This is a genomic window from Maritalea porphyrae, assembly GCF_027213965.1.
GTDB classification, from domain to species: domain Bacteria; phylum Pseudomonadota; class Alphaproteobacteria; order Rhizobiales; family Devosiaceae; genus Maritalea; species Maritalea porphyrae_A.
In genome coordinates this window covers 706,742-725,305 of record NZ_JAPWGX010000002.1, presented here as the reverse complement: position 1 = coordinate 725,305, position 18,564 = coordinate 706,742, and the positions used below count along the sequence as shown (strand labels likewise).

Genomic DNA, 18,564 nt, shown 5'->3' with positions numbered 1-18,564 from the left:
CTCTTTTGACGTTTAGCCCGTTTTTGCCGCCGCACGCGAAGCGCGTTTGCGATCATGCGGATCAAGCATGATTTTACGGATACGAATGCTTTTTGGTGTCACTTCCACATACTCATCGTCAGCAATGTAAGACAAAGCTTGTTCCAAAGACATTTTCTTTGGTGTGGTCAACTTAACCGCTTCGTCTTTACCAGAAGCCCGCATGTTGGTGAGCTGTTTGCCCTTCAACACGTTCACTTCCAAATCGTTGCCACGTGAGTGTTCACCAACGATCATGCCTTCATAAACATCAACACCGGGTTCAATGATCATTGGACCACGGTCTTCAAGGTTGAACATCGCAAAAGCCACAGATTTGCCGGTGCCGTTTGAAATCAGAACACCTGTGCGACGACCCTGCATTTTGCCACGGTAAGGCGCATATTCATGGAACACACGGTTAAAGATTGCAGTTCCGCGAGTATCTGAAAGCAACTCAGGCTGATATCCGATCAAACCACGTGTTGGCACATGGAACACAAGGCGTGTACGCCCGCCACCAGATGGCTTCATTTCGATCAGGTCGCCTTTTCGTTCTGCAAGCTTTTGCACAACAGGGCCAGAGAACTCTTCATCCACATCGATGATGACTTCTTCAATCGGCTCGTAACGTTGACCATCAATTTCCCGGTAAACCACTTTCGGGCGACCAAGGCACAACTCAAAACCTTCGCGACGCATGGTCTCGATCAAAACAGACAAAAGCAATTCGCCACGGCCAGCCACTTCATAGCTGTCGCCGTCGCCTTCTTCGCCGTCAGACACTTTAAGCGCCACATTGCCTTCAGCTTCTGCAAACAATCGATCGCGGATCACGCGAGACTGCACTTTGTCACCTTCTTGACCAGCCAATGGACCATCGTTCACGCGGAACGCCATGGACAAAGTTGGAGGATCAATAGGCTGGGCTTGCAAGGCTTCGGTTACACCTGGTGCTGCGATTGTGTCCGCAACAGTTGCGGTCACCAAACCAGAAATCGCAACAATGTCACCCGCATTGGCTTCTTCAACCGGCTCGCGCTCAAGACCTTTAAAGCTCAACACCTTTGAAATCCGGCCACGCTCAATAATCTTGCCATCGTTTGACAAGGCGTGAACCGCATCATTTGGCTTGATAGAACCTGAAAGCACACGACCAGTCAAAATCCGGCCCAAAAATGGGTTAGATTCAATGGTTGTGGCCAACATACGGAACGGGCCTTCTTCAACATGTGGCTCTTCCACATGGTCAAGCACCATATCCAAAAGTGGAGACATGCTTTCTTGTGGACCGGTTGGCTCTTCAGCCATCCAACCTTGTTTGGCGGAACCATAAAGCACTTTAAAGTCGAGCTGTTCTTCATTCGCGTCCAGCGACACAAACAAATCGAAAATCTCGTCGAGCACTTCTTCATGGCGCTCGTCAGACTTATCAATCTTATTGATCGCAACAATTGGCTTAAGACCAATTTTAAGCGCTTTACCCAAAACAAACTTGGTTTGTGGCATTGGGCCTTCAGCCGCATCAACCAAAATGATCGCGCCATCCACCATGTTGAGAATCCGCTCAACTTCACCGCCAAAGTCGGCGTGTCCTGGTGTGTCAACGATGTTGATGTGTGTGTCTTTCCAGTTTACCGAAGTTACCTTCGCCAAAATGGTAATGCCACGCTCACGCTCAAGGTCGTTGCTATCCATGGCGCGTTCTTCAACGCGCTGGTTATCGCGGAATGAGCCCGATTGCTTCAACAGCACGTCAATTAGCGTCGTTTTGCCATGGTCAACGTGCGCGATGATGGCGATATTGCGCAATGCCATTATTCAGTTCCAATCTAATAGGGAAATCATCTCTTGGCCGTGCTTTAAGGCTGAACAGGCAAAAGGGCAAGTTTTAATTGCTAAAACGGCCCCAAATCCTTGGCTTTTGCTTAATTTTGGGGCTTGCAAAGTGCAAACCGGCCGCTAAGCTGCAACACATTTCCTGCCTTTTGAGTTCAAAACCATGTTGCGCGATTTTTCTCCTCAAGCCCTTATAATGGGGCTAATTACGGGATTTGTGGGCTTTTCAAGCTCTTTTGCCATCGTCTTGCAAGGCTTGTTTGCCGTGGGCGCAAGTCCCGAACAAGCAGCCAGCGGCCTCACCGCCATGTGCATCGCCATGGGGGTTTGCGCGATCATTTTAAGCGCACAACGTAAAATGCCAATTTCGGTGGCATGGTCAACTCCGGGCGCGGCGCTAATGGTCACGTCCGGGCAGCTTTCAGGCGGTTTTGCCGCCGCCGTTGGCGCATTTCTTGTGTGTGCGACGCTGATCATCATTTCTGGGGTTTGGCGCCCCTTTGGACGTGCCGTTGAAAAGCTTCCTGTATCTTTGGCCAATGCCATGCTCGCAGGCATTTTGATGCCCTTATGTTTTGCCCCCATTAAAGCGATTGGCTTTGATCCAATCCTTGGACTGCCCATCGCTTTGGCTTGGCTCATCACTGGTTTTTTTAACAAATTGATGGCCGTGCCTGCTGCCCTTTTGGCCTTCATTCTTGTCATCATATTTGGCGTCGATTTGCCCGCAGATACCATGAGCCAACTCGCAAACTCCTTATTGCCTCAGATGGTGTTTACCGCCCCGGTCTTTGATCTCGCCGCGATCATTTCCCTTGGTTTGCCTTTGTTTTTGGTGACTATGGCTTCACAAAACATTCCGGGTATGGCGGTGCTTAAAGCCAACCACTATCAAACCCCGGCAGGACCCCTGTTTACCCTTACGGGTGTGTTTTCCGCCCTCGCCGCCCCATTTGGTAGCCACGCGGTCAACCTTGCCGCCATCACAGCCGCCATGTGCGCCAGCCCAGATGCCCACCCGGACAAAGACAAACGCTATTGGGCCGCCATTGTAACGGGCGTAGTCTATGTCATCATCGGCCTATTTGCCGGTCTTGCCATCACCTTTATCTCCCTCGCTCCCGCCATATTGGTAGAAGCTGTGGCGGGCCTTGCTCTTGTGGGTGCATTTGCCGCCGCCGCATTTGGTGCACTCAACAATGAAAAAGACCGCCATGCTGCCGCGGTCACCTTTTTGATCACCGGATCAGGCGTTAGCTTTTTTGGTATATCAGGGGCGTTTTGGGGATTGCTTGCTGGCATTGCGATTTTGGGCGCATCAAAATTCATCACCCAAAAATAAAAGGGCCCCGAAGCGATGCTTCGGGGCAAGTTCCCCTTAAAGCCATCACAAAGCAAAAAGGGAGTTCACAATGCATCAAAGATGCGGGCGCGATATTGCACAGCTGCCCCACCCCTGACAAGAGAACCAAATAGATACCAATCCCTTGATTTTCAGGGGTTCTAACAGTTTTTGCGTAGACCAAAGTCAGACCTGAGTGGTCAATATTAGGCGCGTTTAAAACGCAAAGTTTCGCCGTTCGCTGCGATCAGCTCCACAGACAAAGCCTGCCCCCCGCCGCGCGCCAACATACACGGCCAATTTAGGTCAAGACCGTCCAATGCCTTACCAGCCATGGACTTCAATTCAATATGCTGGGGCGCAACACCATCAAGCGGGTGCCGCCCACCTTGCCATTCAATCAAATAGGGCAGCGCGCCATCATCCAACAAAGCGCCATCTTTGGTGATCCCAAATCGCCAGTTCAACACGCCCCGCGTCACATCAATAACGTCAAGCAGATCAAATGGCGGTTTTTGAACCAAGCCATCAATACTCTGTGTACTGGCAATAAACCCGAGCAATTGAATATCTTCGCTCAAGAATGACTTTTCCAACCCAAACCAACGCGCCCGTTTTGGTTCAGCCTTTGGGTTAGCAGCGATCAGCTCTAAATAGACAGGATAGTCAGCTGTTTCTATGCGCCACAGCTTGTTGTGGGTGCCAAACAGTTCATGTTCACCGCCCCCAAACGGCAAAACGCCCAGCTGTTGGCTGAGCGCTTCACAAGATTTTTCAAGATCATTCGCCCCAAGGGCAATGTGATCCAGCTTTAACATCTTAACTATATAGCTTTTTGCGTGCGGCAAAGGTTTTCAACCGCAAAGCATTGAGCTTGATAAAGCCCTGAGCATCATGATGATCATAAGTGCCCGAACCTTCTTCAAAGGTCACCAAATCTTCTGAATACAAAGAATATGGCGAGGAGCGCGCAATCACATTGGCGCTGCCTTTATAAAGCTTCAAGGTCACCTCACCAGCCACCATTTCTTGGCTATTGTCGATCAATGCTTGTAGCATTTCACGCTCTGGAGAGTACCAAAAACCATTATAGATCAGTTCCGCATAGCGCGGCATAATCTCGTCTTTAAGATGCGCAGCGCCCCGATCCAACGTGATCGATTCAATGCCACGGTGCGCCGCAAGCAAAATGGTGCCGCCCGGTGTTTCATAAACCCCACGGGACTTCATGCCCACATAACGGTTTTCCACCAGGTCCAAACGACCAATGCCATGCTTGCCACCAAGTTCATTCAATTTGGTCAAAACGGTCGCAGGGCTGAGTTTTTCACCATTGATCGAAACCGCATCGCCTTTTTCAAAGCCCACTGTAATGATTTCCGGCTTATCTGGCGCATCTTCTGGGTTCACGGTGCGCTGATAAACATATTCAGGTGCAATATCTGCTGGGTCTTCAAGCACTTTACCTTCAGAAGAGGTGTGCAACAGGTTCGCATCCACTGAAAACGGCGCTTCGCCACGCTTGTCTTTTGGCACCGGAATTTGGTTCTGTTCCGCAAACTCAAGCAATTTGGTGCGCGACTGCAAATCCCACTCACGCCAAGGTGCAATCACCTTAATGCTCGGATCAAGCGCATAGGCGCTCAATTCAAACCGCACTTGGTCGTTGCCCTTGCCTGTTGCGCCATGCGAAATCGCATCTGCGCCAACTTCATGGGCAATCTCAACCAAACGCTTCGAAATCAAAGGCCGCGCAATTGACGTGCCGAGCAAATAGACCCCCTCATAAAGCGCATTGGCCCGGAACATGGGGAACACAAAGTCGCGCACAAATTCTTCGCGCACATCTTCAATATAGATTTCCTTGATGCCCATCAGTTCCGCTTTTTTGCGGGCGGGTTCCAACTCTTCACCCTGACCAAGGTCAGCGGTAAAGGTCACCACTTCGCAATCATAGGCCACTTTGAGCCACTTTAAGATGATCGAGGTATCAAGGCCGCCAGAATAGGCGAGCACAACTTTATTGATGTCTTTGCTCATGAAAAACGCTGTTCTTTGTTCAAGTTCCAAGGATTTTTGCCACCATATGGCAAACCACCGGATCGGTGCAATGTCATTTTGCTAGACAAACGTCCAATTGCTGGCTCATATGGCCCAAACAGGGGCTTTGAGGCCCGCAAGGACGAAACAATGCAAGATCTACTGCACATCTTTATACCCGAATGGCCCATGTTGGTCGCCTTTAGTGTGGCCGGGATCATTTTGGCCATCACCCCAGGCCCGGATATGGCGCTGTTTTTGTCCCGTGCCCTCAACCATGGCCGCGCCCATGGTCTTGCCGCTTTAGCGGGCGCTTGTTCGGGCATTTTGGTGCATACATTACTTGTCGCACTTGGCATTTCCGTGCTGATTGCCGCCGCGCCAGTTGCATTCCTTGCGCTAAAAATTGTTGGTGCGCTCTATTTGCTTTGGCTGGCTTTTTCTGCGCTACGTTCGGGCGGTGATTTCGCCATGACCAGCAAATCAAGCGCTAAAACGCCTTCGCTATTCAAAAGCTACCTCACCGGCATTGGCATTAATTTGCTGAACCCAAAAATCGTGCTGTTTTTCATCACGTTTTTGCCCCAGTTTGTTTCCGCCACCGACCCCTATGCCGCCTATAAACTTTGCACCTTGGGCGTATTCTTCGTCATCATCAGCTTACCCATCACGGCTGCGATGATATTTGCCGCCGATTGGCTTTCCGTCACCCTGACCAAATCCAAATGGATTGGCCGTATGCTCAACTATGGATTTGCCGCCGTATTCGCCAGCTTTGCCGCTATCATTCTGACCGCTCAAGCGAGACATTAGACTTTCATGAACTACCGACACGCCTTCCACGCTGGCAATTTCGCTGACGTCATCAAACACATTATCCTCACCCGCATCATTTGCTATATGCAAAAAAAGGATAAGGGGTTTCGGGTGCTCGACACCCACGCAGGCATCGGCCTTTATGACCTAACGAGCGACGAAGCCCAACGCTCACCCGAGTGGAAAAATGGCATTCAAGCGCTCATGAACGCCAAACGCTCAAAAGCGCTCGACGAATTGATCAAACCCTATTTAGACGTGGTTGAAAGCTTGAACACATCGGGCACGCTTAAGCTTTATCCCGGTTCCCCATTGCTCGCGCGTAAATTGTTGCGCGAACAAGACCGGTTGACTGCCACAGAATTGCACCCAAGAGATGCTATCAGACTTAAATCTCATTTTGAGGGTGACATCCAAGTTAAGGCGATTGAGTTGGATGGCTGGCAAGCGCTGGTGGCGCATATGCCCCCTAAAGAAAAGCGCGGCATCGTTCTGGTTGATCCACCTTTTGAAAAACCTGACGAATTTACCCGCATGGGGTCTGGCCTATTCCGCGCCCACAAGCGCTTTAGCACAGGCACCTATATGCTTTGGTACCCGATCAAAGACGTGGCGCAAAAAGAAGTTTTCGCGACCCAGCTCTACAACACCGGTATCAAAAAAGTGCTGCGGGTCGAGTTCAACATTCACCAACCAACATTCCCACCAACCTTGCATGGCACGGGCATGATCATCGTCAATCCCCCTTTCACGCTGGTTGAAGAGCTCAAACTGATCTTGGCGGAACTCCAGCCCATTCTTGCCCCATCAGGCAAAGGTGATTTTAAGATCGATTGGATTTACAACGAGGACTAATATGGCGCCTTTTGGCCTAAATTGTCCTCTTGCTGACCTACTCGAACGTATATTCTTCTTGAAAGAAAGGCCATTCTGCCCCCAAACTCAAACTGAGAGAGAGGCAGAGCATGTCCCATACCAACCAAGCGCTCCTTGTTGTCGATGTGCAAGAGAGTTTTCCCAAGCGCGACTATTATCAAGAAAAATACGTCCCCGCCTTCATTGAAGCCACTCAAAAGCTGATCGATGGGGCGCAAGAGGCTGGCATACCCATTGTGCAAATCTTTCACGTGGAACCTGAAGGCGCATTTTCAAAAGCTTCTGGCAACATCAAAACCCTCGCGCCGATTAAAATTGAACCCGCCACCATTATTGAAAAGCACCGCCACTCCGCTTTTGCCGGTACAACGCTTGATATTTGGCTCAAAGAAAACGGCATCAACGAGATAACCGTTTGTGGCATCCGCTCCGAGCAATGCTGCGAAACCACCACGCGCCACGGCTCTGACATTGGCTATAAAGTCAATTATGTCACCGAAGCGACCCTAACGTTTGATATGAACCACCCCGATGGCTCCTTGCTCACCGCGGAGCAAATCAAACATCGCACCGAAACCGTATTGTCTGGCCGCTTCGCCACCATACGCAGCGTTGACGATGCCATCGTCCATTTCTCAGAGTAGGAAAAATATGGCGCAGCATATCAAGGTTCATATTCTATTGGCCCCCAACCCATTGATGTTGGATTTCGCAGGGCCCGCCGAAGTGCTGCGCCGCGCCAACAAAATCCAATCTGAAATCATCTTTGATGTGCAATATATCGCCCCCCGTGATGAAATGATGACCTCGGCGGGACTAAAGGTCTCAGGCCTATCTAAATTGCCCAATCAGTTGCAACCAAACTGTTTTTTGATGGTCTCAGGCACAACAAAGGACATTTTGGGGGATTTGCCCAGCCCTTCTGCGGCGCAGCGGACGGCAGACAATGAAAAGATCGTTGAATGGCTACGTGCCACTTTCACTGCCAAGCAGACCCTGCTCACCATCTGCAGCGGCGCTTTGCTGGCCGCACGGGCGGGCCTGTTTGATGGATATCGCTGCACAACCCATCACGACTGTTTGGAAGAATTGCGCAGCATAAGCCCGCAAATCAAGATCGAAGAAAACCGGCTGTTTACGGAGGATCGAAACCGTTTTGCCAGCGCCGGCATCACCTCCGGCACCGATTTGATGTTGCATATTGTGGGCAAGAAGTTGGGCATTGCCGCCGCCGCTGAGATCGCCAAACATATGGTGGTCTATGCGCGTCGCAATGGCGATGCCCCCCAGCTTTCACCCTGGTTGCAGGGCCGCTCTCACCTGCACCCCACCATTCACCGCATTCAGGACCTTATTGCAGCCGATCCGACAAAGGATTGGGATGTGGGTTCTTTGGCCAAACACGCCCATATGAGCGCGCGACATTTCTCGCGCTTGTTCAACAATCAAACAGGCCTGTCCGTACCCGACTATGTCAACGGTCTGCGCATCGCCATTGCAGAGAATGCCCTGCGTGCTGAACAGATCAACATTGAACATCTGGTGGGAGATTTGGGTTTCGGCTCGTCCCGCCATTTCCGCCGCGCGTGGCAAAAACATCATCAATTGTCACCAACTCAATGGCGACAATCCCAACAAGTGTAATTGTTCAAACAGATCGCGTAATACCGCCATCCACCCGAATGTTTTGACCGGTCATATAGCTTGATTTATCCGAGGCCAAAAACTCAATAAGGTTAGACACTTCTTCAACATGGCCATAACGTCCCATTGGAATGCGCGCACGCCGATCTTCAGTTTCTGGCAGACTGTCGATGAAACCGGGCAGCACATTATTCATCCGAATATTGTCGGATGCATATTTGTCCGAAAATAGCTTTGTAAAAGCGGCCAAGGCGGCACGAAAAACCCCTGACGTCGGAAACAGAGCCTCTGGCTCAAAAGTGGCATAAGTAGAAATATTGACGAATGAACCACCGCCTTGCTTTTGCATGATCGGTTCAACGATTTTAGCAATCCGGATGACATTCAGCAGATAAACATCCATGCCCACATGCCAGTCATCATCCGATATCTCAAGCACAGGACCTTTAGGACCATGTCCAGCGCTTGAGACAACCGCATCAATGCGCCCCCAGTGAGCCAAGGCCAGATCCGTTAGTTTTTGCAAGTCCGCAACACTTTGGTTGCTACCCGTCACCCCAATGCCGCCAAGCTTTTGGGCCAGTGCTTCCCCTTTTCCTGAAGAGGAAAGGATGGCAACCTGCCAGCCATTTTCAGAAAAGTGACGGGCGGCATCCGCGCCAATTCCACTGCCACCACCAACGATAAGTGCAACCTTTAAATCCGTCATAATCAACCTCATAGAATAGAATTTCTACCACCATGACAGCCACACTATCTCGACACAAATCAATATTTGTGGCACAAGATAGTAGAAATTCTATCATCTTGAGCAAACATGCAACAACGTTTACCCAGCATTCTGACCTTGCGCGCGCTGCGCGCCACAGCCAATTCTGGAAGTTTCAGCGCCGCAGCCGAACAGCTGGGGGTGACCCAGGGCGCTGTTGCGCAAAAAGTAAGGCAGTTTGAAGCTGAGATTGGATTTAAGCTTTTTGAACGATGGGCGCGAGGTCTAAGACCCACCTCAACGTGCAAAATATATCTTGCAGAAATCGAACCTGCCCTCGAGCGCATTGGCGAAGCAACGGCCGTACTCAGCACCAATCATCAAACCAGCGCCAATCAGGTTACGGTCAGCACGACCCCCTCAATTGCCAGCCGCTGGCTAATTCCAAAGCTTTCCAGTTTTTATGTGCACCACGCAGATATCGTAATCACCATAGATGCGTCAGAAAAGCTTCGCCGCTTCACCGGACCTGACGCCATTGATATTGCCCTTCGTTGGGGCGGCACACCCAGTGAAGATCTGGACGCAAAACCAATTCTTTCCAATTTGCTGATCGCTGTTGCCAGTCCAGCTTTGGTAAAGTCCGCCTTACCTACTGTTACAAATCTAGCAAACCTGACCCTCATCAATGACGGCCATCACTTTTGGCGAAAATGGTCGACCACATTCGCTGTTGATTTACCCTCAATTCCGCTCGATTTTGGCCAAACAAACCACGCTATCGATGCCGCCATCAATGGCCTTGGCATTGCCTTAGTGCCTTTTATGCTGGTGGAAGAGATCTTAAAAACTGGCAAGCTGGTGCGCGCCTTGCCCAAAGAATATGATCTTCAAACAGACATTCAATTTTATCTGATGACAAAAGCACAAAACCAGCGCGCAGCGGTGCAAACCGTTTGCCAATGGGTATTAGACCAGGCCTAACCCCTAGCTTAGTTTTATGACCCTACCTGCAAGGCATCCCGGTCTTTTTTCTTCAACCGTTCGCTTTCAGATTTCAGCTGCCCACAAGCCGCAAAAATATCGCGACCACGCGGGGTGCGCACTGGACTAGCATAACCAGCAATATTCACCACATCCGCAAATTTCTCAATTTGCGCCCAGCTTGAACATTCATATTCTGAACCTGGCCAAGGGTTGAACGGGATCAAATTGATTTTCGCTGGAATACCGTCAAGCAAGCGCACCAGCGCTTTTGCGTCCGCAATAGAATCGTTGATGCCCTTAAGCATCACATATTCAAACGTGATCCGACGCGCGTTGGATACGCCTGGGTAATTGCGACAAGCATCAAGCAATTCTGCCAACGGGTATTTCTTGTTGATCGGCACCAAAATATCGCGCAACTCATCGCGCACAGCGTGCAGGGAAATCGCCAACATCACGCCGGTTTCTTCGCCAATTTCAGCAATCGCGGGCACGACACCCGAAGTCGATAAAGTAATACGGCGTTTAGATAGGGAAATCCCATCACCATCTGCCATCAACAACATCGCTCGTTTAACATTTTCCGTATTATAAAGCGGCTCGCCCATGCCCATCATCACCACATTGGTGACCGTGCGCAGGCCCTCTTTGGGCACCACACCATCTGTGGGGCGCGTGCCGCCCGCATAATCGCCCAAACGCTCGCGCGCCATCAGCACTTGGGAAACAATTTCACCAGCCGTCAGGTTACGCACCAGCTTCTGTGTGCCCGTGTGGCAAAATGTACAGGTCAGCGTGCAACCCACTTGCGAAGATACACAAAGGGTGCCGCGATCTTCTTCTGGGATATAAACCGTTTCAACATCCACTGGCGGCATATGGGGTTGTGCGGGGTCAGTAAAACGGAACAACCATTTACGGGTGCCATCTGTTGAGACTTGCTCGGACACGATTTCAGGTCGGTTGAGAACAAACTTTTCCTTGAGCTGATCGCGCAGGCCTTTGGCGATATTCAACATATCGTCAAAGTCGGTCACACCATTAACATAGAGCCAGTTCCACAGTTGGGAAACACGCATCCGAATTTGCTTTTCAGGCAAACCAAGTGACGCCAACGCTTCGCTCAACTGCGCGCGATCCATACCAATCAGGGACTGTTTCTTTTCCGCTGCAGGTTTTGCAGCGGCTAAATCAAGGGTAATAGCCATTTATTCACCACCTACGCGATGCCAATTCTATCAAGGAACTGGCCCATCTCAATTCGCGTTTGAAAATTTAAGGTTGGCTCACCTATCACACACAATGCAAAAACGCCAACATCTTTGCGCTGTGTTGGCTTTATTGGTTGCACGCACTGTCGATTTTGCGCATCGATGCGGTGGCCCCAGACAGTGAAAATGTCAAGGTAACGCGCGCACCTTGCTTGTTCACACCTTCAAATTCCATGGTGGTACCACGCCGCATGGCAGAGGCCATTTCGCCCGACAAAGAAGGATCTTCAAGCCAAGCTGAGTCTTGTTGGGTAAACATGGAAAACTCATTGCCGCCAATTTTGATCACGGCCAAACTATCTGTTCCCAATTCAAACCCAGCCACCAAATTCATCTCATGCGCCACCCCTTCGCTGGGGCGGTGGGTCACATAAAAATAGGGTTGCTCCATGCCTTCCAATTCCGGTTCAACTGAAATCGGTTTCGAGTGAATAAAGCAAAATGGTGTTGCAGAGCGGGTCGTTGAGTAAGCCGACCAGGCTTTAAAATCGCCAAGCGACTGCACAGATTGCGCAACAGCACTTTGCGGCAAAGCGGCCAGCGCCAAAACGCAGAAAGAGATGATCGTTTTAATGAGTTGGCGACGCATGAAATTAAGCAAACTATGTTGAGCACTGTTGGTTTGTGGCACTAAACCACAAAACCAACATTCGTGCAGCAAATTCTATTTACACGCCTTATCGATCTCATTCATCGCAGCCGTTACGCCAGACAATGAATAAGTGTCGGTTGTGCGGGTGCCACGAGAAGAAATGCCACGTACCACCATTTCGGTGCCTCGCTTCATTGCTTCAACAAAACCATTTTCATGCTCTTTATAGAGCCAACCAGCTTCTAGTTTTGGGTCGGTAACCATCGGATAGGCTTTGCCATCAACTGTTGCTGATGCTTCAGCTTTATCCTTGAACGGATAGCCAATCATTGTCGCAACTTCGTTCTTTTGTTTTGTTGCCATTCTATGCGTCACCAAAAAATGAATTGGCCCGCGCTTCACATTTGTGGGCTGGCTGTCTTTTGGGGTCGCAGATATATAGCAAATTGTGCCATTTGCGTCTTTGTCCGTCCATGCTGTCCAGACTTTAAAAGTACCAAGTTTTGTCGCAGCTTCAGCGCTTCCTACAACTGAAAAAGTTGAGAGCGCAGCAAATCCAGCTGCCAGTGCGAATTTTTTCATGTTCTTTGCCGTCATCATCTCTGGGTTCCTGTCCAAAATACCCGCTTCCCGCCTATTATCCGCCAACGAAGTTACCAAGCTGCAAAAATCGCAACCATTTTATACAAATGCCAACATAGTCCAAAATTGGGCGGTATTTTGGCGCTTGCCAAACCTTTTGTCTTGTTTCACCTTTCAAGGTGAATGAAGTCTTAACAAAAACCGAAATCGAGCCCACCTTGATCCGATCAATTCTATTTGTTTGCCTTGGCAATATTTGTCGATCGCCCACGGCCGAAGCCGTGTTTTCCCAAAAAGCCATTGGCCAAGGTCGCTCCGATTTGCGCATCGATAGCGCTGGCACCGGCGCTTGGCATGTGGGCAATCCACCTGATCAGCGGGCTACCCACCACGCCAAATTGCGTGGCTATGACTTGTCGCCCTTGCGCGCCCGCGCCGTTGACCCAACCGATTTTGAGCATTTCGATCTAATCCTAGCAATGGATCAGCAAAACTTTGTCGATTTGGTGCGCGCAGCACCCAAAAACAGCAAGGCAAAAATCGAACTGTTTTTGAATTATGAACAAAGCACAACCACCGATGTTCCCGATCCCTATTATGGTGGTGACCAGGGATTTGAGAACGTACTCGATCTCATCGAAGCCGCCAGCGACGGTTTGTTAAAAACGCTTAAAGAAAGTTGAGGTTTTCTGCGCCTCTTGATCAGGCTCAACTGCGCGGCCAAACATTGGCTCTACAGATATCTTTGCAGATTATGAGTTGGGCCACAAATGAACAAAACCAAAAAAGGCATCTTTGCTTTTCTGATCATTGAAACGATTATCGTTGCTCTATTTAGCACGCTGATCATCCTTGACGGACGGGGACTTTCGCAAAATATCCCATATGCCTTGACCCTCATGCTCTCGCCCGCCATCGTTGGGCTGGGCACCAGTTGGTTTTTCACAAAATCCCTCAAAGGCTTTGGCTGGAGATTAGGATCGCCAAAACTCATGTTGGTGTCTTACCTCATCCCACTTTTGTATATTCTTGTTCCTTACGTTTTCTTGCTTGCCACTGGATTGGTTTTGTTGGACGCAAGTGCGATGGCGGAACTTGGATTAACTGAAGTCATTCAGTTCTTTTTCGCCAACATCTTGATCCTGTGTGTTCTTGTTTTGGGGGAAGAAATCGGCTGGCGCGGCTTTTTATTGCCTCAGTTGTGCAAAGTCACAAGCTTTGCAAAAGCCTCAACGATCGTAGGGGTCGTTTGGATTCTCGTGCATTTTCCCATTTTCATATTCGCCGATTACAATGCAGGCGGCGCACCACTTTGGCTGCGACTATTGTGCTTCACTGTTTTGGCCTTTGGGGTGAACCTTGCGATCAATTGGTTGCGCATTATTTCGGGCAGTCTTTGGACGGCCGTATTGCTGCACACCACCCACAATTCTTTCTTACAAGACATCAGCCCACTTTTTGTCAAAACGCAAATGTCGGAATACTTATTGTCCGAGTCAGGCATTGCCCTCGCCCTTTCCGGCGTGGTCGTGGGCACCATATTTTGGTTCAAGCGCAAGGAATTGGATGCCCCAGCACGCGCTCAAACATAGGCACGTGCAAAAACTAAGCCGCCAATGGATAGCGTTCTTCCACCAGATAAGGCCCACCGCCAACCGAGTCTTTGGCCGAATAGAGCACGAATTGATTGACCGTAAAGGTTAAAGGATAAAACACCCCCGCGCGGCCAATGTGATTGGCCACCTCTTCAGCGCTCACCCCGTTTAGCCGCGCCAGCGTGACGTGTGGGGTAAACTTACGCCCTTCGGGTTTTAAACCGATCTTTTGCAAAGCCCGTTCATGCATTTCGTGCAGGGCCAATAATTGGGGGCATGGTTCAACCCCTGCATAAAGAACCCGAGGTCGATTGCCCCCAAACACCCCAAGCTGATTGATGGTGACACTAAAGGGGGGATCAACGCGCAACCCATCCAAACAATTGGCCACCGCATTGCCGGTTTGATTGTCAACATCGCCAATGTAATGCAACGTTATGTGATAGTTGGAAGCATCGATCCAGCGGGACTTACCAAGCCCGCCCCGCTTTAAAGAGAGCGCAAAACCAACATCGTGTGGAATTTCTAAGCCCGTAAATAAACGCGGCATAAAACCTCACTTTTTGTGACGTGGACCACATATTCTAACGCCCATATTAAAGCGCCTACACCAAAAACATACCATGATTCGCATCACATTTTTCTGACAATGGGCCGTATCCTACTCAACACATTGTTTTATTTTGCCTTTCCATCCCCGCTCTTGCCAAAAATTAACGCAGCCCCGTCTTGTATTTTATACAATCCATCGCCATATTGAGCGATGAAGGGCCCATGGCGCAAAGGCTATGGCCAAAAATGATGCATTTGATAAAGAGGTTATCATCAATGGCACAATTTGATCGTCAAACATCGGCCACGCATAGCGGCACACAGGCCGCTATCGACGAGGGCCTGCGCAGCTACATGCTGGGCATCTATAACTATATGGGTATCGCGCTTGGTATTACCGGCGTGGTTGCGTTCTTTTTGACAACGCTTACCACAACAACCAACCCAGAAGCCGCCGTTGCACAAATGCAAAACGGCATTCTGCTCACTTCACTCGGCCAAACTCTTTATGGGTCGCCTTTGCAGTGGGTTGTTGCACTTGCACCCTTGGGCTTTGTATTCGGCCTGAGCATGGGCATCAACAAAATGAAGTTCGCCACAGCGCAACTTGTGTTTTGGGGTTTTGCCATCGCAATGGGTCTGTCGCTCTCATCAATCTTCTTGCAGTACACCAGTGCCTCAATTGCACGGGTATTCTTTATTACTGCAGGTACATTTGGTGCGATGAGCCTTTATGGTTACACAACCAAGCGTGATCTAACCGGCATGGGTTCATTCCTTATGATGGGTCTGATCGGTATCATCATTGCTTCGATCGTGAACATCTTCTTGGCATCTGGTCCTTTGGCTTTCGCCATTTCAGTGATCGGTGTGCTGGTCTTTGTTGGCCTAACCGCCTACGACACACAAAAGATCAAGAATATGTATTTTGAAGGTGACGGCGCAGAAACCATGGGCAAGAAGATGCTGATGGGCGCTTTGACCCTGTATCTTGATTTCATCAACCTGTTCATCATGCTGTTGCGTTTGTTCGGCAATCGCAACTAACAGGCATCGCCCAAAAGGGCTTTGAAATACCAAGAAGGCCTCGTATCATTTACGGGGCCTTTTTTGTTGGGCGGGAGCGACCACATGCATATTGCAGCTTACACATTTGAATGGCTTGAAAGCATCACAGCGCTCTATAAGCACTATGTCACCAACAGTGCCATCACGTTTGATCTAGACGCCCCATGCACGGCGCAAATGGAACAAAAGCTAGAGGCGCTGACACGCGATGGCTATCCGGTCCTTATGGCCTTAGATGACAATCAAGCCTTGCTCGGGTTTGCTTATGCTAGCGCCTACCGCCCCAAACGCGCCTATCAACATTCAGCCGAAATCACCATTTATGTAGACCCCAGCGCACACGGCCAAGGCATTGGCAGCGCGCTTATGCAGGCTCTTTTGTTAAAGTTGGAAGCCGATCCAAATTTCCACTCAGCCGTCGCCATGATAGCAGATGATGCAAAAGCCTCCATCAGCTTGCATCAAAAATTTGGCTTTAAATCTGTTGGTTACTTAGGGGAGGTTGGCTACAAGTTTGGCCAATGGCATGGGGTCACTATTATGCAGCGCAAACTCGATAACGCAGATTAGCGTAAAGCGACAATATCACCATCTAAAACCCGCAATACTTGGTGCAGCTCGTGCCCACGTTTGAGCACTTGCCCGGCGTGGCCAACCACCCGATACATGCCTTGTTTTTTGCGCAGCTTAGGGTCCTTTTCGATCCGAAAAACCGGCATTTCACTGGCCCGCTTAAAAATCGAAAACACCGCCCGGTCTTTCATCATATCAATGGCATAATCTTTCCACTCGCCTTTTGCGACCTGTCGGCCGTAAACATTAAGAATGGTGGAAAGCTCTTTGCGATCAAAGGCAACGGTTTCAGGAATGGGCTTGGGTTTGCTTGATTGAACAGTGTCACTTGAATGAACCAGCTTTAGTTTAACCGGTGATTTTGGTGAAAAATGCTCCGTCAATGTCAAACCTCCTAACCAAGCTTATCCTGACATGATTGCGCCAATATTTGGTTAAGACAAGGTATAAAAAGCCCCAAAATCGTCACATTTCGCTCAAGATATCGCCGGATTGCGCTTCTATATATCAATCATAGCCTCCAGTACCCCGGCCCTTGGACTGTTTTAGCCCCCAATCGAAGAGCAGCTCCAAGGTGCCGGACCCCAAATATTGACCATGCACAGCCAAAACCCCCAAACTCCAAATTGGGGGTTCTTTGTTGAAGACCTTTTGGCTTAAAGATTAGCGCAGCAACGAAACCGCGCCGAGCATGCGACCGGGCAAACCGTTGGGCGCTCGTTCTTGTACCAGCACCGCAAGCCCATCAACGCCTTCATTCATCATCTGCGGCATCGGGATGCGCAACTCGGTCGCCTTTTTGGACGACCACATGCCAACCAGCTGACGCTTTTGCACGATGGATGAGTAGGTGATCAATTGACCACGGTTTTCTCCCCGCTCGATCTTTACCTGCGCTTTAGAGACAAACGGCACCAACCAAATGGTCGCGTCTTTCACTGCAATTTCAGCGCTTGGAATATTGATGGAGAGCATGTCACCTTCAGCGTGCAAATTGACAATCACGTCAAGTTTCGCATTTGCCGTTGCTTCTTTAATTTCATCCAAATGCGACCCCACCACATCAACAGTGCCATTGATCAGCAATTGAGGGGTATAAACCTGCTTTTCATTGCGTTGGCGCGCATAGCGGCGTTGCAATTCTGAGTGTTCTTTTTGGCTAAACGTATCTTCCCAGCCGATATAATTCCAATAGTCCACGTGATAAGCGAGCGTGATTAGATTTTTATCTTTGGCCAATTCGGCCAAAATCTCGTCCGCTGGTGGACAAGATGAGCACCCTTGCGAGGTAAAAAGCTCCAAAACCGCAATCGGCTGGCCTTTTACGTCCATTGCCTTCACCGGCGCAACGCCGCCAACAACCATGCTGGCCAGCAGCGCAATTTTTGAAATAATGTTTTTCATGCCCTTTGTCTTAAGCCAAGTATCGCTCACCCGCCAGTCACACACGCTGACAAATTCGCGATCATAGATTTATACACGCGCACAAAGCCGAAAAAACACGGACTTTGCCTCTTCAATATCAGCACAAACGCGCAAGACCACAATGGCATAAACCAAATTTGCCCTGACCGCTTGTGCGCGATCATCCGCCAAAGCGGCATCAGATGCACCAAAACACGTAGTAAGCTGTTCCACCAATCTGTCTTCGCTTGGGGCGATGACCTCGCGGCAAATCTGTGCGCCATCTCCAACGCTTAGGCGTGCATAAACATCGTCTTTTGCCGCCCACTCCAAAATTGATGCGAGCTGCGCACATATCGTGCTTATGTCAGACGTACCCTCTTGTTTTAAGCGCTTTGCAATACGTTCAAGTTCTTTAGCGAAAATGGTCGCTGCAATCGCCAGCTTTTCACTAAAATGGGCGAGTACGGTGCCCTTGCCCACGCCAGCTGCCAGCGCTATTTGCGCAATGGAGATTTCATCATAACGGCTTTGCTCCGCCAAGGTTCGGTACGCACCTAAAATAGCACGCCTGGTTTCTTGAGCGCGAACTTGTTTGGCTTCAACTCGTCTATTCATAATCACTCCCTAACATAGTTGACCGGGGTCAAAAAGAA

The 18,564-nt window shown here is 49.8% G+C and carries 21 protein-coding genes; 10 read left to right on the top strand and 11 right to left on the bottom strand.

Annotated features, from left to right (window positions below):
* Window positions 1–12 precede the first annotated feature (12 nt).
* Window positions 13–1,836 carry a translational GTPase TypA gene (gene typA, locus O4H47_RS08245; RefSeq protein ID WP_269393475.1) on the bottom strand — a complete coding sequence of 608 codons (1,824 nt, stop codon included), beginning with the start codon at window positions 1,834–1,836 and terminating at the stop codon, window positions 13–15.
* Between the two features lie 184 nt (window positions 1,837–2,020).
* Between typA and O4H47_RS08240 the strand changes: the two genes are divergently transcribed.
* Window positions 2,021–3,199, top strand: coding sequence for a benzoate/H(+) symporter BenE family transporter (locus O4H47_RS08240; RefSeq protein WP_269393474.1), 1,179 nt, complete (start codon window positions 2,021–2,023; stop codon window positions 3,197–3,199).
* A gap of 206 nt (window positions 3,200–3,405) precedes the next feature.
* On the opposite strand, the gene O4H47_RS08235 is transcribed toward O4H47_RS08240, so the two are convergent.
* Together O4H47_RS08235 and O4H47_RS08230 are read right to left on the bottom strand one after the other, a co-directional pair.
* Window positions 3,406–4,017, bottom strand: coding sequence for a VOC family protein (locus tag O4H47_RS08235; RefSeq protein ID WP_269393473.1), 612 nt, complete (start codon window positions 4,015–4,017; stop codon window positions 3,406–3,408).
* Between the two features lies 1 nt (window position 4,018).
* A complete protein-coding gene (locus O4H47_RS08230) occupies window positions 4,019–5,239 on the bottom strand; it encodes an argininosuccinate synthase (RefSeq protein WP_269393472.1) in 1,221 nt (406 codons plus the stop codon).
* A gap of 150 nt (window positions 5,240–5,389) precedes the next feature.
* On the opposite strand from O4H47_RS08230, the gene O4H47_RS08225 reads away from it, so the two are divergent.
* The 4 genes from O4H47_RS08225 (at window position 5,390) to O4H47_RS08210 (ending at window position 8,575) form a co-directional block, all read left to right on the top strand.
* The gene (locus O4H47_RS08225; protein WP_269393471.1) at window positions 5,390–6,052 is read left to right on the top strand and encodes a LysE family translocator; all 663 of its coding nucleotides are present in this window, start codon (window positions 5,390–5,392) and stop codon (window positions 6,050–6,052) included.
* Window positions 6,053–6,058: 6 nt separating this feature from the next.
* Window positions 6,059–6,910 (top strand): 23S rRNA (adenine(2030)-N(6))-methyltransferase RlmJ, encoded by an 852-nt coding sequence (locus tag O4H47_RS08220; protein WP_269393470.1) that lies wholly within the window; start codon window positions 6,059–6,061, stop codon window positions 6,908–6,910.
* 110 nt (window positions 6,911–7,020) lie between these two features.
* Window positions 7,021–7,575 carry an isochorismatase family protein gene (locus tag O4H47_RS08215; protein WP_269393469.1) on the top strand — a complete coding sequence of 185 codons (555 nt, stop codon included), beginning with the start codon at window positions 7,021–7,023 and terminating at the stop codon, window positions 7,573–7,575.
* 7 nt (window positions 7,576–7,582) lie between these two features.
* On the top strand, window positions 7,583–8,575 hold the full coding sequence (locus tag O4H47_RS08210) for a GlxA family transcriptional regulator (RefSeq protein ID WP_269393468.1): 993 nt from the start codon (window positions 7,583–7,585) through the stop codon (window positions 8,573–8,575).
* Between the two features lie 4 nt (window positions 8,576–8,579).
* Here the strand turns inward: O4H47_RS08210 and O4H47_RS08205 are convergent, their stop codons facing one another.
* Window positions 8,580–9,284 carry an SDR family oxidoreductase gene (locus O4H47_RS08205; protein WP_269393467.1) on the bottom strand — a complete coding sequence of 235 codons (705 nt, stop codon included), beginning with the start codon at window positions 9,282–9,284 and terminating at the stop codon, window positions 8,580–8,582.
* Between the two features lie 108 nt (window positions 9,285–9,392).
* On the opposite strand from O4H47_RS08205, the gene O4H47_RS08200 reads away from it, so the two are divergent.
* Entirely contained in the window at window positions 9,393–10,268 is an 876-nt protein-coding gene (locus tag O4H47_RS08200) for a LysR substrate-binding domain-containing protein (protein WP_269393466.1), read from the top strand.
* Between the two features lie 14 nt (window positions 10,269–10,282).
* Here O4H47_RS08200 and rlmN read toward each other — a convergent pair whose 3' ends face one another.
* From rlmN to O4H47_RS08185, 3 genes are all read right to left on the bottom strand, one after another.
* The gene (gene rlmN, locus O4H47_RS08195; protein ID WP_269393465.1) at window positions 10,283–11,479 is read right to left on the bottom strand and encodes a 23S rRNA (adenine(2503)-C(2))-methyltransferase RlmN; all 1,197 of its coding nucleotides are present in this window, start codon (window positions 11,477–11,479) and stop codon (window positions 10,283–10,285) included.
* 130 nt (window positions 11,480–11,609) lie between these two features.
* The gene (locus tag O4H47_RS08190) at window positions 11,610–12,131 is read right to left on the bottom strand and encodes an invasion associated locus B family protein (RefSeq protein ID WP_269393464.1); all 522 of its coding nucleotides are present in this window, start codon (window positions 12,129–12,131) and stop codon (window positions 11,610–11,612) included.
* 75 nt (window positions 12,132–12,206) lie between these two features.
* The gene (locus O4H47_RS08185; RefSeq protein ID WP_269393463.1) at window positions 12,207–12,734 is read right to left on the bottom strand and encodes an invasion associated locus B family protein; all 528 of its coding nucleotides are present in this window, start codon (window positions 12,732–12,734) and stop codon (window positions 12,207–12,209) included.
* A gap of 200 nt (window positions 12,735–12,934) precedes the next feature.
* Between O4H47_RS08185 and O4H47_RS08180 the strand changes: the two genes are divergently transcribed.
* The gene (locus O4H47_RS08180) at window positions 12,935–13,399 is read left to right on the top strand and encodes a low molecular weight protein-tyrosine-phosphatase (protein ID WP_269393462.1); all 465 of its coding nucleotides are present in this window, start codon (window positions 12,935–12,937) and stop codon (window positions 13,397–13,399) included.
* Between the two features lie 87 nt (window positions 13,400–13,486).
* Window positions 13,487–14,308: a CPBP family intramembrane glutamic endopeptidase gene (locus tag O4H47_RS08175; protein ID WP_269393461.1), complete on the top strand. Its 822-nt coding sequence runs from the start codon at window positions 13,487–13,489 to the stop codon at window positions 14,306–14,308.
* A gap of 13 nt (window positions 14,309–14,321) precedes the next feature.
* On the opposite strand, the gene thpR is transcribed toward O4H47_RS08175, so the two are convergent.
* Window positions 14,322–14,861 carry an RNA 2',3'-cyclic phosphodiesterase gene (thpR, locus tag O4H47_RS08170; RefSeq protein WP_269393460.1) on the bottom strand — a complete coding sequence of 180 codons (540 nt, stop codon included), beginning with the start codon at window positions 14,859–14,861 and terminating at the stop codon, window positions 14,322–14,324.
* A 278-nt stretch (window positions 14,862–15,139) separates the two neighbouring features.
* Here thpR and O4H47_RS08165 point away from each other — a divergent pair, with 278 nt between their 5' ends.
* Together O4H47_RS08165 and O4H47_RS08160 are read left to right on the top strand one after the other, a co-directional pair.
* Window positions 15,140–15,910 carry a Bax inhibitor-1/YccA family protein gene (locus tag O4H47_RS08165; RefSeq protein ID WP_269393459.1) on the top strand — a complete coding sequence of 257 codons (771 nt, stop codon included), beginning with the start codon at window positions 15,140–15,142 and terminating at the stop codon, window positions 15,908–15,910.
* Between the two features lie 84 nt (window positions 15,911–15,994).
* Window positions 15,995–16,501 carry a GNAT family N-acetyltransferase gene (locus O4H47_RS08160; protein ID WP_269393458.1) on the top strand — a complete coding sequence of 169 codons (507 nt, stop codon included), beginning with the start codon at window positions 15,995–15,997 and terminating at the stop codon, window positions 16,499–16,501.
* On the opposite strand, the gene O4H47_RS08155 is transcribed toward O4H47_RS08160, so the two are convergent.
* The 3 genes from O4H47_RS08155 to O4H47_RS08145 form a co-directional block, all read right to left on the bottom strand.
* A complete protein-coding gene (locus tag O4H47_RS08155; RefSeq protein ID WP_269393624.1) occupies window positions 16,498–16,845 on the bottom strand; it encodes a DUF2794 domain-containing protein in 348 nt (115 codons plus the stop codon). The genes O4H47_RS08160 and O4H47_RS08155 overlap by 4 nt on opposite strands.
* 322 nt (window positions 16,846–17,167) lie before the next feature.
* On the bottom strand, window positions 17,168–17,908 hold the full coding sequence (locus tag O4H47_RS08150) for a DUF1223 domain-containing protein (protein ID WP_269393457.1): 741 nt from the start codon (window positions 17,906–17,908) through the stop codon (window positions 17,168–17,170).
* A gap of 69 nt (window positions 17,909–17,977) precedes the next feature.
* Complete coding sequence (locus O4H47_RS08145; protein ID WP_269393456.1) at window positions 17,978–18,526, bottom strand: TetR/AcrR family transcriptional regulator; 549 nt, start codon at window positions 18,524–18,526, stop codon at window positions 17,978–17,980.
* Window positions 18,527–18,564: the final 38 nt, after the last annotated feature.